Source organism: Nocardiopsis sp. iso_238 (assembly GCF_056173325.1).
This window is the reverse complement of record NZ_CM149668.1, coordinates 5,057,822-5,071,024: the sequence shown is the minus strand read 5'-3', so window position 1 is coordinate 5,071,024 and position 13,203 is coordinate 5,057,822. Positions and strand designations below refer to the sequence as shown.

Annotated in this window: 13 protein-coding genes and 1 pseudogene; 9 read left to right on the top strand and 5 right to left on the bottom strand. The window is 68.9% G+C overall.

Annotation, left to right across the window (positions count from 1 at the left end):
• Nucleotides 1-15: 15 nt before the first annotated feature.
• The 5 genes from AC0VYL_RS22930 to AC0VYL_RS22910 form a co-directional block, all read right to left on the bottom strand.
• On the bottom strand, nucleotides 16-573 hold the full coding sequence (locus tag AC0VYL_RS22930) for a hypothetical protein (protein WP_475481468.1): 558 nt from the start codon (nucleotides 571-573) through the stop codon (nucleotides 16-18).
• A 418-nt stretch (nucleotides 574-991) separates the two neighbouring features.
• The gene (locus tag AC0VYL_RS22925; protein WP_475481467.1) at nucleotides 992-1,813 is read right to left on the bottom strand and encodes a hypothetical protein; all 822 of its coding nucleotides are present in this window, start codon (nucleotides 1,811-1,813) and stop codon (nucleotides 992-994) included.
• Nucleotides 1,810-2,430, bottom strand: coding sequence for a hypothetical protein (locus tag AC0VYL_RS22920; RefSeq protein ID WP_475481466.1), 621 nt, complete (start codon nucleotides 2,428-2,430; stop codon nucleotides 1,810-1,812). The genes AC0VYL_RS22925 and AC0VYL_RS22920 overlap by 4 nt, the downstream gene beginning before the upstream one ends.
• Nucleotides 2,427-3,254: a hypothetical protein gene (locus AC0VYL_RS22915; protein WP_475481465.1), complete on the bottom strand. Its 828-nt coding sequence runs from the start codon at nucleotides 3,252-3,254 to the stop codon at nucleotides 2,427-2,429. Before AC0VYL_RS22915 ends, AC0VYL_RS22920 begins: the two co-directional genes overlap by 4 nt.
• Before the next feature lie 179 nt (nucleotides 3,255-3,433).
• Nucleotides 3,434-3,616, bottom strand: coding sequence for a hypothetical protein (locus tag AC0VYL_RS22910; RefSeq protein WP_475483592.1), 183 nt, complete (start codon nucleotides 3,614-3,616; stop codon nucleotides 3,434-3,436).
• 6 nt (nucleotides 3,617-3,622) lie between these two features.
• Here AC0VYL_RS22910 and AC0VYL_RS22905 point away from each other — a divergent pair.
• The 9 genes and pseudogenes from AC0VYL_RS22905 to AC0VYL_RS22865 form a co-directional block, all read left to right on the top strand.
• Nucleotides 3,623-3,778, top strand: a pseudogene (locus AC0VYL_RS22905) (zinc finger domain-containing protein); the annotation flags it as partial.
• Between the two features lie 128 nt (nucleotides 3,779-3,906).
• The gene (locus AC0VYL_RS22900) at nucleotides 3,907-4,194 is read left to right on the top strand and encodes an acylphosphatase (RefSeq protein WP_475455842.1); all 288 of its coding nucleotides are present in this window, start codon (nucleotides 3,907-3,909) and stop codon (nucleotides 4,192-4,194) included.
• A gap of 368 nt (nucleotides 4,195-4,562) precedes the next feature.
• Nucleotides 4,563-4,754 (top strand): hypothetical protein, encoded by a 192-nt coding sequence (locus AC0VYL_RS22895; protein ID WP_049568596.1) that lies wholly within the window; start codon nucleotides 4,563-4,565, stop codon nucleotides 4,752-4,754.
• 442 nt (nucleotides 4,755-5,196) lie between these two features.
• Nucleotides 5,197-8,742: a chromosome segregation protein SMC gene (smc, locus tag AC0VYL_RS22890; RefSeq protein ID WP_475481464.1), complete on the top strand. Its 3,546-nt coding sequence runs from the start codon at nucleotides 5,197-5,199 to the stop codon at nucleotides 8,740-8,742.
• A 126-nt stretch (nucleotides 8,743-8,868) separates the two neighbouring features.
• Nucleotides 8,869-9,255, top strand: coding sequence for a hypothetical protein (locus AC0VYL_RS22885; protein ID WP_110049217.1), 387 nt, complete (start codon nucleotides 8,869-8,871; stop codon nucleotides 9,253-9,255).
• A gap of 416 nt (nucleotides 9,256-9,671) precedes the next feature.
• Nucleotides 9,672-9,941 carry a hypothetical protein gene (locus tag AC0VYL_RS22880; RefSeq protein ID WP_475481463.1) on the top strand — a complete coding sequence of 90 codons (270 nt, stop codon included), beginning with the start codon at nucleotides 9,672-9,674 and terminating at the stop codon, nucleotides 9,939-9,941.
• Between the two features lie 7 nt (nucleotides 9,942-9,948).
• Nucleotides 9,949-10,428 (top strand): GNAT family N-acetyltransferase, encoded by a 480-nt coding sequence (locus AC0VYL_RS22875; RefSeq protein WP_475481462.1) that lies wholly within the window; start codon nucleotides 9,949-9,951, stop codon nucleotides 10,426-10,428.
• Nucleotides 10,429-10,601: 173 nt separating this feature from the next.
• Nucleotides 10,602-11,141, top strand: coding sequence for a class IV adenylate cyclase (locus AC0VYL_RS22870; protein ID WP_475481461.1), 540 nt, complete (start codon nucleotides 10,602-10,604; stop codon nucleotides 11,139-11,141).
• A gap of 413 nt (nucleotides 11,142-11,554) precedes the next feature.
• Entirely contained in the window at nucleotides 11,555-13,003 is a 1,449-nt protein-coding gene (locus AC0VYL_RS22865) for an amidohydrolase family protein (RefSeq protein ID WP_475481460.1), read from the top strand.
• Nucleotides 13,004-13,203: the final 200 nt, after the last annotated feature.

Here is a 13,203-nt window from a genome sequence, read left to right as displayed (position 1 = left end):
CGGACGTTCCGTTCGTCATCGTCGGCCTCTCCTCTCCACCGTGTGCGCGAGTGCCGCCTCCTTGCGTCTGACGCAGAGGGTGACCAGAAGCAGTCCTACCGGTATGGCCGAGATGCTCACCGTGAGCGCGACACCAGGGTGGAACCAAGCGGGGAGGTCGGTGAACATGTCGCCGCCGAAGACGATCCCGCCCGACAGGATCGGTGTCAGCGCGAGCCCGGCCCACATGACGACGAAGCCGCAGCTCGCGAGGACGCTCCAGATTCGGGCGCGGAGCGCGCCGGGGCCCTCGTGCCGGACCGGTGCCAGCGCTCGACGCGCCACCGGTGGCCACCGGGTGACGAGAATGTCGTCGCTGTGGTCCGGGTCGTAGGTGGTGTGCCGGAACTGGACCTCGTGTCCGATGAGGCCGCGACCGCTGCCGGGCGTCGGCAAGGGGCATGAGATCCGCCGGTGGAGGGTTCCATGGCCCGGGACATCGGCACTGATGATCAGTTCGTCGGCCCCTTGCACGTCTTGGCCGGGTGCGTCCTCGATCCGGTCGTCGATCGTCCCGAGGGCGAGATGTCCCACGGCGAGCTCACTCTCGCTCGGCGCTGGGCGCGGCTCCGGTGGTGGAGTGAACTCACTGACGATCGCTTTCCAGACGCGTCGGAGCAGGGCCGGGCGCCCGTTCACTGCTGAGCCCGGTCTCGCCGCGGCGCGTCCTCGTCGACGAACCCGACGAACAAGATGTCATGGAGGTCGTCGGGGTCACCGGTGTTGTGCCGGAAGCGCACTGTTCTTCCTTCCCGTTTCGCGAGTGCCCGCGGCTCGTCTCTCTGGTCGATCTCGCGCAGGAGGGTCGTGCCCTCCGGCAGTTCGGCGCTGACGAGGAGGCGGTGGGTCGTGAGGCCGTCGGCGTCCTGTGGGAGGGCGACGGTCTCGACGACCCGGCCCGGGAAGAGGCGTCCGTCCGCGAACTCGCCCTTCTCGCGGCGATGCTGCGCGATCAGGGCTCGAACCTCCGTTTCGAGTCTTCACGGAGGAAGGGCGATCCCGGCCCTGGTGTGACCGGACCGCTTTCGCCTCCGAGTCGGACGCCGTCGAGCTTGTAGCCGTCGCGCCAGACATCGTCGTGCGCCTCGGTGAGGAAGACGACGGAGTTCGCGAGTCTCGGGTCGCGGAAGGCGTAGACCTGCCAGGTCGTGCCCGGCGTGAACTCGCCCAGCCAGGAGTCGTCGATGAGGTCGGCCAGCTCCGCGTCGTGCTTCTCGCCGTCGACGCCCCGGTAGCGCACAGTGACGCCCTGCCTGCCCTCGGAGTCCTCAGTGTTGAGCGTCACCCGCGCCGACCGTGGCGTCCGGTCCAGTGCCGGGAGCGGCTGTCTCGTCTGTAGCCGCATTCCGAGGGCCGCGATCGCCGTGAAGACCGCTGCTCCGACGCCAGGGACGGCGAAGGACCACTCGGGAAGGGTGTCCGGGCCGAGCCAGAAGACGTAGGGGATGCCCGCGGCCAGTGAGACGGTCATGGCGCTCCACCCGAACGCGGTGAGCGCTTCCCCCACCCACACCGCTGCGGGCTCACCCGCGCGGAGGCTGCGCCACGGGTCGATGGCGAGCCAGACGGTCATGACCAGGCCGAGCCCGAGTCCGAGCCACACCATCGTCAACCGACCCCAGTCGCTCAGTGACAGCACCACCATGCCGCCGACGATGACGATGGAGCCGATCACGATGAGTGCGATGAGATGTTCGAGCCAGAACGGCACCTTGTCGTCCTCGCCGTAGACGACGGTGTGCTCGGAGGAGGTGATCCTGGCTCGCTTGCTCAACGCCTGTCCCTTCCGCGCCGCGAGCGCCGCTTCTTCCTGTCGGGCCAACCGGCGAAGCGCACGTCGTCGACCTCCTCGGGGTCGAGCGTGTTGTGGAGAAACCGCATGCGGTCCCCGACGTGACGCTCGAACCCTTCCCCCTCGACGTGCAATCGACGGCGCAGCGTTGCCCCGTTCGGGAGCTCGGCACTGATCCGGAGGTCGTACCAGGTCTTGTCCTCACCGCTGCCGGGATGTTCGATCGCCCGATCCAGTGTCCCCACGGTCACCCAGCCGTCGGCGAAGCAGGCTTCCTCGCGCCGCCGAGTGGCGATCAGGTCCGCGACGGTCCCGCACGCGGTCACGCCGATCGCGACGCCCCAGATCCACCAGTACGGGTCCGGGCGGTTGTTGTCAGTGGCACTGGACCAGACGGCCACCGCGATCGACGCGAACGATGCCAGGACGATGAGCGCGATGCCCACCAGGATCGTCGTCATGCCGAGGGTCTCGACCTTCGACCAGCGCCGGATGCGTGCGCGAGTCTCGGGCGTGCGCGCCGCGGCCATCCATCCCCGGGTCTGCTCGTCGGTCGTGAACAGGGACTGTAGCGAGACGGTGATCTCACGTGTGATCATGGCGTGCTCCCTCCCGCTTTCCGGCGGAGTCTGCGACGAGTCCTTTCGAGCTTCTTCGGCACGGGGACCGGTGTGACGATCACGTCGCCGTCACCATCCTGCGGCTCGGTGATGAGCATCCACGCGTGATCGGCGGTCGCGCCGGCGGTCGCGGAGACGGGGAGGTGGAGGAGGAAGTAGCCGCCCGCGGCCTCAGCACCGAACAACGTGCTTGAGGAGATCGGACCCGAGCCTGCGGGAGGCAAGCCCGCCCGCGCGATCCACTGCTCGAACGCGGCGTGGATCCGCGCGGCCCGCTGGTCGTCGATGCGGTGGTCGAGGGCGATGTAGGTGGCCCAGCTCGCTTCACCGTCATAGTCGAGGGACGCCCGGTGGATCGAGTGCGCGATCCCGCTCTCGAAGATCCGCTCGTTCTCGACACGCAGGTCCCGCTGAATGCTCAACCGCAGGACAAGCACGCAGACAGCGACGAGCAGCCACATGCCGACGCCGATCCACGCGAGCCACGGCACCCACCCGGGCCAGGAGTCGTGGCTCTCACCGTTGATCGTGATGTTCCAGCCCGCGCCCGTCGGATCCGCGATCGTCTGCTGGATCAGGAACCCGAGCCCGGCGAGGGCGAGCAGTACCCAGAACACCGGCGCGTAGACGAGTTCGACGCGGCGCGAATCCTCGCTGCCCGCCCATGCGGTCACTTCTTCGACCGACTCCGGCTGCGGGACGTCGTCAGGGCGGGCGATCCGCGGACACCGCGACGCCGGAACGCTCGCGCAGATCGCGGATGGATGACCGGAAGACGTGTCAACCCTCCTGCTCTGGTCCATGCCGCCTTCTTTCTCTTCCGGTCAGGGTCGCCACGAATGCAGTTGTCTGTCGTACCGATGCGCATGTGCGGTGAGCCGGGATGCGAACGTCCCTGCTCTCGTTTCCGCATTGTCCCATGTCTGGTGATACCCATCACATCTGGCATTTCGGGGAGACGTCCAGGCAGTACGGGAGCGGGTCATGCTTCTGGGGTGGGATCGACGTCGACGGGGGAGTGGAGGCTTTCCTCGTGCAGCCGGATGTGGAAGCCGTCGGAGTCGGGCAGCAGGATGACCAGGCCTTCGCTGCTCTCGTCGGCGAGGACCGGATCGCTGCCGCCGGTCGACTGCTCATTCGGCTGGCGATGCATGGACGTGTCCATCGTGTCGAGTCAGGATGCTTCGAGCGGGGGCTCAACTCCTACGGGCGGAGGGACCGGCCGTGCGGCCGCTGTGGCACGCTGATCGTGCGCGAGGCGTTCGTGAACCGCTCCTCGTTCAGCTGCCCGAGCTGTCAGCGGGACCCGCGGGTCCTGCGGGCCTGAGCCGGGCGGTCGTCGTGGGCCAGGGGACACGGAACGTAATATTTCGTCCCTTTTTTGGTGCCTTTGTGGTCTCGCGTGGCGTGTCGGTGAGCAAAGTGTCTCCGTGAGGTAAGGGAGAGTTCGGGGCCGTGGGGCAAGAGGGAGAGCCGGTCCGGCTGACCGCGTGGGTACGGGGCCGGGTGCAGGGCGTGGGTTTCCGCTGGTGGACGCGGGCCCGTGGGTTGGAACTCGGTCTCACCGGTGCCGCCACGAACCTCGACGACGGCCGGGTGGAGGTCGTCGCGGAGGGGTCACGGGAGTGCTGCGAGAGGCTGCTGGGACACCTGAGAAGTGGCGAAACCCCCGGAAGAGTGGACTCCGTGGTCGAACGCTGGGCTTCGCCCGGGGGTTCCTTCGACGGTTTCGTCGAGCGGTGAGTATGCTGGAACGGTAACGCGGTTCGAGCAACGACCGTGGGGCGGCGCGACCGGGCAGCAGACGGGCGCCGGGATCCACGGGGACCACCGCGCAAGCCGTTCGAGGCCGTGCGTACCGGCGACACCGCCGGGGGTGGATCACGTTCTGACCGTGCGGTGCCACGTGCCCGGGTGGTTTCGGCCTGGGGTGTGGTCGTTACGGACTGTTGTAATCCAATCTTGACCAGCGGCGCGCGGAGTGAGACTCTGGAAGGCACACCGCGCAACTTCCGCCCGTGGCGGCGGCCCTGAGTAACCGGGTCGACAGGTGCACACGGGGACACGTATGCGCGCATCCAACTGGTCACTCAGTGTGGAGGACCCACATCATGGCGAAGGCTCTGTTTGGCCACGTCGGCGGCTCCGACCCTCGTATGGTCTCGGAGATGCGACGGCTTCAGAAGCGGGTACGCGACCTCGAGGACGAGATCAGCCGTCTTCAGGCGAAGAACGACCAGCTCAGCATGGCCGTCACCGACGTCGCCTCCAGCGCGACCGACCGCGAGCCCGCGCTCGCCTGACACCGTGACGTCGTGAGGGCCGTCCGCGACGGCCCGGAGACGACACACGGAGGATGATCCACTGACGGGGACGCCGAAGCCACTTCCTGGCGTCCCTGGCCGGATCTCCACCGGACAGTCGAGGACTCGACGCCCGATCGGCCGGTACCGGATGCGTTCCGGCGCCGAACGGGAACCCGAAACCACGCTCACTTTCCCTTCCCTTGCGGTTTCCTTTACCGTTGTACCCGGCGGAATCTCCCGCAACCCTCCGTGTTCACGGGACATCCCCGCCTTCCGGCACCTCTCGGGCGTCGGCACCGTCGGAAACGTCACGGTGTCGCAGCTCATCGCCCCCGGGTGCCCCCAACGCCGCACTTCGCGCGCCGCTTCATGGCACCCTTGAGGTCGGCCCCGTGGCGACCGCCCGTGGCGACAACGGTGACCGTCGTGGGAGGCGCGGGTGTACCTCAAGAATCTGACGCTGCGCGGCTTCAAGTCGTTCGCGTCGGCCACCACCCTGCGCTTCGAGCCCGGCATCACCTGTGTGGTGGGACCCAACGGGTCCGGCAAGTCCAACGTCGTCGACGCCCTCTCCTGGGTGATGGGCGAGCAGGGCGCCAAGTCCCTGCGCGGCGGCAAGATGGAGGACGTGATCTTCGCGGGCACCTCCACCCGCCAGGCGCTGGGCCGCGCCGAGGTCAGCCTCACCATCGACAACAACGACGGCGCCCTGCCGATCGACTACACCGAGGTCACCATCAAGCGGACGATGTTCCGCAACGGCGGCTCGGAGTACGCGATCAACGGCGACACCTGCCGTCTGCTCGACATCCAGGACCTGCTCAGCGACTCCGGCATCGGCCGCGAGATGCACGTCATCGTCGGCCAGGGCCAGCTGGACACCGTCCTGCACGCCGGCCCCGAGGAACGCCGTGCCCTCATCGAGGAGGCCGCGGGCATCCTCAAGCACCGCAAGCGCAAAGAGAAGGCGATCCGCAAGCTCAACGCGATGCAGGGCAACCTGGACCGCGTCACCGACCTCACCGCCGAGCTCCGCCGCCAGCTCAAGCCTCTGGGCCGCCAGGCCGAACTCGCCCGCAGAGCCGCCGTCATCCAGGCCGACCTGCGCGACGCCCGGCTGCGCCTGCTCGCGGACGACATCGTCACCCTCACCGAGCAGCTGTCCAAGGAGGAGGCGGACGAGAAGGAGGTCCGCACCCGCCGCGGGGCCGCCGAGACCGCCCTCAACCAGGCCCAGGAGCGCGAGGCCGAGCTGGAGGAGCGCTCCACCGCCGCCGCCCCCGCCCTGGCACGGACCACCGAGACCTACCACGCGCTGTCCCGCCTCACCGAACGCCTCGACGCCGTCCGGGGGCTGGCGACCGAGCGCCACCAGAACCTGGTCGCCGTCCAGGGCGAGGTCGTCCAGCGCCGCGATCCCGAGGAACTGGAGATGGAGGCCGAGGAGGCCGCCGCCCAGGAGGAGGAGCTCCAGACCCGTCTGGAGGAGGCCCGCGAGGTCCTGGAGACCAGCGTCACCGAGCGCGCCGCCGCCGAGGACGCACTGCACCGCGAGGAGCGCCGTCTGGAGGCCGCCTCCCGCGCCTCCGCGGAGCGCCGCGAGGGCATCGTCCGGCTGGCCGCCCGGGTGGAGGGGCTGCGCGGGCGCCTGACCTCCAACGAGGCCGAGATCACGCGGCTGGAGGAGGCCGCCCAGCAGGCCGCCGAGCGGGCCGCGACCGCCCAGTCCGAGTACGAGATGGCCGCCGAGGAGGCCGCCGGACTGGACGAGGGGGACGCCGAACTCGACGAGACCCAGGAGCGGTTCGCCCGCCAGCTGTCCGCCGTGGACGCCGAGCTCAACCAGCTCCGTGACACCGAGCGCTCCGCCGAGGGCGAGCGCGCCGCGCTGGCCGCCCGCAAGGAGGCCCTCGAACTGGGCCTGGCCCACAAGGACGGCGCCGGAACCCTCCTGGAGGCCGGGCTGCCCGGCATGCTCGGCAGTCTTGCCGCCCTCGTCCAGGTCGATCCGGGCCACGAGACCGCCGTCGCCGCCGCCTTCGGGGTGGCCGCGGGTGCGGTCGCCGTCAGCGACGAGGCCAGTGCGGCCGCCGCCCTGGAACTCCTCAAGTCCGAGGACGCGGGCCGGGCCGGGATCGTCGTCGCCCGAGCCGTTCCCTCCGCCGACCGCGCCAGCTGGCCGTCCCTGCCCGGGGGCGTCCGCTACGCCGCCGACGCCGTCACCGCCCCCGAGCACCTGTCCGACGCGGTGACCGCGCTCCTGGACCGGGTGGCCCTGGCCGCCGACGCCCCGGGCGCCCGCGAGCTGGTGTCCGCCCTACCGCAGGTGCGCGCGGTCACCCCGGACGGCGACGTGTTCGCCGCCGCCATGGTCCACGGCGGGACCGCCGCCGCGCCCAGCCTCCTGGAGGTCCAGGCCGCGGTGGACGAGGCCGCCGAACGCCTGGAGGCCGCCACCGAGGCCGCCAAGCGCGTCGCCGTGGAGCTGGACGAGAAGAAGCGCGAGCGCGCCGAGATCGCGGAGGCCGCCGAGGAGGTCACCGCCCGGCGCCGCCAGGGTGACCGCAGGCGCAACGAGTCCGCCCAGCGGCTGGGCAAGCTGGGCGGCCAGGCCCGTTCCGCCGAGGCCGAGTCCGAGCGCTACGCGGCGGCCGCCGCCAAGGCCGCCGCTTCGCGGGGTGAGGACGCGCAGAAGCTGGAGCGTCTGGAGGAGGAGCTCGCGGAGGCCGAGGAGATCGCCGCCGCCGTCGAGGAGGAGGCGCCCGACGCCGACCACCGCGACGAACTCTCCGCGCTGGCCTCCCGCGCCCGCGCCACCGAGATGGAGCGGCGGCTGGCCGTGCGCACCGCTGAGGAGCGGGCCCGTTCGATCGCGGGCCGCGCCGACGCCCTGCTGGCCCAGGCCACCGAGGAGCGCCGGGCGGTGGAGCGCGAGGCCGAACGCCGCCGCAGCCGGGCCGCCCAGGCCACCGTCGCCCAGGCCGTGGTGGAGAGTGCTCGGCTGGCCCTGGAGCGCATCGCCGTGTCCCTGGCCACCGCCGAGACCGAACGCGTGGCCGCCGAGGCAGAGCGCGAGGCCCGCGACGGCGAGCTCAAGACCGTACGTGCCCGGGTCCGCGAGCTCTCCGTGGAGCTGGAGAAGCTGACCAGCTCCGCGCACAGCGGCGAGGTGGCCCGCGCCGAGCGCCGGATGCGTCTGGAGCAGCTGGAGACCAAGGCGCTGGAGGAGCTGGGGGTGGACGTGCCCACTCTCATCGCGGAGTACGGCCCCCGCGTGCCGGTGCCCCCGGCGGCCGACGCCGATGAGACGGCGGTGCCGCTGCCCTATGTCCGCGAGGTGCAGGCCAAGCGGCTCAAGGTGGCCGAGCGCCAGCTCAACCAGCTCGGGAAGATCAACCCGCTGGCGCTGGAGGAGTTCGCCGCCCTGGAGGAGCGGCACGCCTTCCTCAACGCTCAGCTGGAGGATCTCAAGAAGACCCGCCGGGACCTGATGGACATCGTCGCGGAGGTGGACGCCCGGGTGCAGGAGGTGTTCTCCTCGGCCTACCTGGACGTGGAGCGGGAGTTCGCGGCGATCTTCGGCCGTCTGTTCCCCGGCGGTGAGGGCCGTCTGGTGCTGACGACCCCCGAGGACATGCTCACCACGGGTATCGAGGTCGAGGCCCGGCCGCCCGGCAAGAAGGTCAAGCGGCTGTCCCTGTTGTCCGGTGGTGAGCGCTCCCTGACCGCCGTGGCCTTCCTCGCGGCGATCTTCAAGGCCCGTCCGTCGCCGTTCTACGTGATGGACGAGGTCGAGGCGGCCCTGGACGACACCAACCTCCAGCGCCTGCTGGTGATCTTCGAGGAGCTGCGGGAGTCGTCGCAGCTGATCGTGATCACCCACCAGAAGCGCACCATGGAGGCGGCGGACGCCCTGTACGGCGTCACCATGCAGGGTGATGGAATCTCCCAGGTCATCAGCCAGAAGCTCGACCGCCCCGCCTGACGGGGCTCGGGTGACGGAGGTCACTGCCTCCACGGTGTCCCGAAGCGGGCCTCGGACGGGCCGGAGCCCTAGCCTGGCGGTTGCAGTGCCAGCACCAACCCCAACCTTCAGGTCGAAACGGACGCCGTGTTCTTCATCCCCCTCGTGCTGTGGGCCCGACAGCGGATGCGCCACTTCCCAGGCGCGGTCCGCGCCAGTGTGGCGGTCGGGGGTACCGGTGTCTTCACCATGATGCTGCTTCTGGGTACGTCGTACCGGGTGCAGCCGCCGCCCGGCGAGGAGGGCCGGGTGCGTTGTTCCCCAGTTGTGTGGGTGGGGCCCGCCCTGTGGGACGACCGCCGCGACTGGGGTGAGGACATCGAGCAGATGATTCGGCAGGAGTGGGTGGACTCGTCCTGTTCGGAGCGGCAGAAGCGCCGCGCCGCCCTGTCGTTGGCGCTGGCCCTGCCTTCGAGCCTGTGCTTCGCCTACGCCCTCGTGAAACTCCCCAGGGCGAAGGACGGGGATTCCTAGCGGGCCTACGATGGGGAACGAGTGGCTGTACGCGTTCTACGGGCAGCGGAAAGAGCTGAGATGATCGTGGCGAGTATGGGTGAATTGTCTGTTTCTCAACAACTTGCAGATTTGGCGTCTTTCCGCTGACAAACGTGCAGGTCAGTGAGACTGCTCCCCGCGCACGCGGGGATGGACCCTGGCGCTCCTCGACATACACGTCCGAGAACCACTGCTCCCCGCGCACGCGGGGATGGACCGACTGGGGACGTGACCAGGTCGAGCTCGCAGCCGAAGCGGGAGCTGACGTCGTTCTTCTCATTGGGCCAGCTTCGATCGCCAGTGTCTCCTCCGCAGTCGCGGCCGCTCGTCGCCTCGGGGTCGCGCTCACGCTTGACGTTCCACTTGAACGCCTCACCCCTTCATGGCTGCGCGATATGGAACGTACTGGCGTAGACGGCTTCGTCGTCACCACCAACATTGACCTCGGAGTCGGCGGTAACCACCCCCTCGCTCCCGCCAGAATGATTCGGGCATGCAGTCAGCTGCCTGTCGCCATCTCAGGTGGCTTCAGCGCGGCTGACGACGCCTTCGCCAGCAGTCGCGACTGGGATATCGTCATCGTCGGCCGTAGCATCGCCGATGCCGTCGCTCCTTCCGACATGGCACACCAGCTGTCCACCATCGTCCGCAAGATCAACAGATAGGAACTCTGTGATCGTTACCCCCCTTCAACTTGAACATATTGGCGAGGTCCAGCGGCTCATGGAGCTCGGCGGGCCCTACCTCCATGCACGCACCCTCTCCGATTACTGGCTTTACGCAACGCTGTTCTCCTCTACGTGCCCTCTTGCTATCGCCGATGACGGCACCGTCATCGGAGCAGTCATGGCGTTCCGAAGCCAGGACGATCCCGCTGACGTTTACGTCCAGGACGTCATCGCGCATCCGCGACATCGCCGCCGGGGCATTACGCGGTCCCTCCTGCAGAGCGTGCGCTCCCAGGCGCAGGCATGGGGCTGTCGGCGTCTCTATCTAACATCGGAACCTGACAACGAAGCGGCGCACGCCGCCTGGGCGTCCCTCGGCTTCGTGAACGTTGCTGGTGATCACCAAATCAACGGAGTCTCTGTCGTCACCGATTTCAAAGGGCCGGGCCGTAGCCGCGCCGTGTACGAGTTGCCGTTGAGCTGAACTTCGCCAGGTAAGGGCTGATGGGCGAGGGCTGCGGGGGAACGAAGCGCAAACTATCGCGCCTGCACTCACCGATCCTTTTCGGTCGCAGATCGGCCTCATCAGGCTGTAGCGGCGGTAGCTGTGAGGTATCGCGAATTCCCCACGATGAGGAGGAAGGGGACCGTGCGGGCATGAGCGTGATCGAATACGAGGCCAAGGTCCTGGATATCGACTCCGCAAAGGTGGCCGGGCTCATTCTCGACAAGGGTGGTGCTGACCTGGGTGAGGTGCTTCAGCGGCGCTACGTGTACGACATCGAGCCGGGGGACACGTCGCGGTGGGTGCGTCTGCGCGATACCGGGAGCCGGGTCACGCTCACGGTGAAGGAGATCGACTCGGACGCCATCGGCGGTACTCGGGAGACCGAGACGGAGGTCGGTGATTTCGAGACCGCCAACGCGTTGTTGGGCAAGCTCGGTTACACACCCAAGGCCTACCAGGAGAACCGACGGCACAGCTTCACGCTGGATGGCGCCCAGTTGGAGATCGACTCCTGGCCGCGGATCCCCGCGTATCTGGAGATCGAAGCGGACAGCCGCGCCGAGGTGGTGCGGGTGGCCGCGCTGCTCGGCTTCGACGAGGCGGCCCTGACGGGGGAGAACACCACCAAGGTCTACGACCGTTACGGCATCGACTTGTCCGGCATCGCGGATCTGCGCTTCGATGCCTGAGAAGGGTTGATTGATGTCTTCGGCCTTCGTTCTAACGCTTGTCGGCCCGGGACACCTCTCCTGAGCGCAGTGCACGGCCTGCTGCAAATGGGCACTGTCGGGTCCCACCTCGGGTGGAAGCACACCTGCTGCTGTGTCGAGGAGCCCCAGACCCTGAGCGCCTCAGTGAGGTCCCCAGCGGCGGGGTGCCCGTCGAGATCATCGACGAGGTGGAACAGCCGAGGCGCGTGTGTTCGCACGAAGCGACCAAGCCGAGACTGATTCCAGGACACCGGCAGGTCGCAGCGGCCCCTTGGAACGGCCTCCGGGAGCACGGGCGCGCATTTCGACACCAAACGCCCTGAATCCGCGTATACGTTCGACTACGGAAAGATAGCCCGAACGTCGAACAACCCGCCGAGGAGCTTCCCCGGATGAGTGAGAACACCCGGTTCGAGCGCGGACGCCCCGTCGTCCTGCGCGGCGGAACGGTGCTGCCGATGGACGACGCCCGCACCGTCCTGCCCGACACCGACGTGCTCGTGGTCGACGACCGCGTCGCGCGGGTCGGCCGCGACCTGGCCGTGCCCGACGGCGCCGCGGTCGTCGACGCCACTGACGGCATCGTCATGCCGGGAATGGTCGACACCCACCGCCACATGTGGCAGACCGCGATGCGCGGTTACGGGGCCGACTGGACCCTGACCCAGTACTTCGTCTGGTACTACCTGGAGGGCGGCAAGCTCTTCCGCCCCGAGGACGTGCACGCGGGCAACGCACTGGCCGGGGCCGAGGCCCTTGATGCCGGGGTGACCACGGTCGTGGACTGGTCGCACGGACTGAGCACGGTCGACCATGCCGACGCGGCCGTGGACGCCCTGAAATCGGTTCCGGGCCGGTACGTTCTGGCCTACGGCAACATCCAGGCCCAGCCCGGCGAGTGGGCCACCGACCCGGCCTTCCGTGACTTCGTACGCCGCCGCTTCGACGGCGACCGCGACATGCTTGACGTCCAGATCGCCTTCGACGTCACCGGCGACCCGGACTTCCCAGAGAAGCGCGCGTTCGAGGTGGCCCGCGAACTGGGGTTGCCGGTGACCACGCACGCGGGCGTGTGGGGCGCCACCGGCGACGACTCCATCAAGCTCATGCACGAGCACGGGTTCATGACACCGGAGACGGTGTACGTGCACGCCGCCTCGCTGTCCACCGACTCCTACCACCGCATCGCCGCGACCGGCGGCAGCGTCTCGGTCTCCACTGAGAGCGAGCAGAGCGCCGGGCAGGGCTACCCGCCCACCTGGAGGCTGCGCGAACACGGCATCCCGGTGTCGCTGTCGATGGATTCCAGTGCCTGGTGGAGCGGCGATCTGTTCTCGGCCATGCGCACCACCCTGGGCGCCGACCGTTCCCGCGAGCACCTGGAGGCGCACGCACGCGGGGAGACGGTCACGCACGCGTCCCTGCGCGTGGACCAGGTCGTGGAGTGGGCGACTCGCGGTGGCGCCGACGCGCTGGGCCGCGCCGACCTGGGTCGGGTGCGCCCCGGGGCCAAGGCCGACCTGGTGCTGATCAAGAACGAGCACTCCCCGGTCTCGTTCCCGCTGCTCAACCCCTACGGTCACGTGGTCTTTCAGGCTCAGCGCGGTGACGTGCACACGGTCCTGGTCAATGGCAGGGTCGTCAAGCACGAGCACCGCCTGGTCGGTGTCGACCTGGGCACGATCCGCCGGAACGTGGAGTCGACCCTGGACCACCTGCGGGGCGCACTCGGCGGCGAGGAGTGGGTCAAGGGCATGAACCCCGACGTGCCCGAGCCCACCCTGCTCGACAACCCGTACTCCTACACCGACTACAAGAGCTCCTCCACCCACGGTGGCTGAGTTCGCTAGCCCGGTACGGGGGCCTACGAGCGCTTGAACCTACGCGGTGCGCAGAACACCATCCACCCGCACTGCCCTGAGTGGAACGAATCACCCCAAGGGCTACGCGGTGAGCGGGGCCTGACCACGGCTGGGGTTATGAGCCGGTCTGCCGTAGAGGATTCCCGCCACAGCAACTCAAGTCATAGAACGGTGATCGG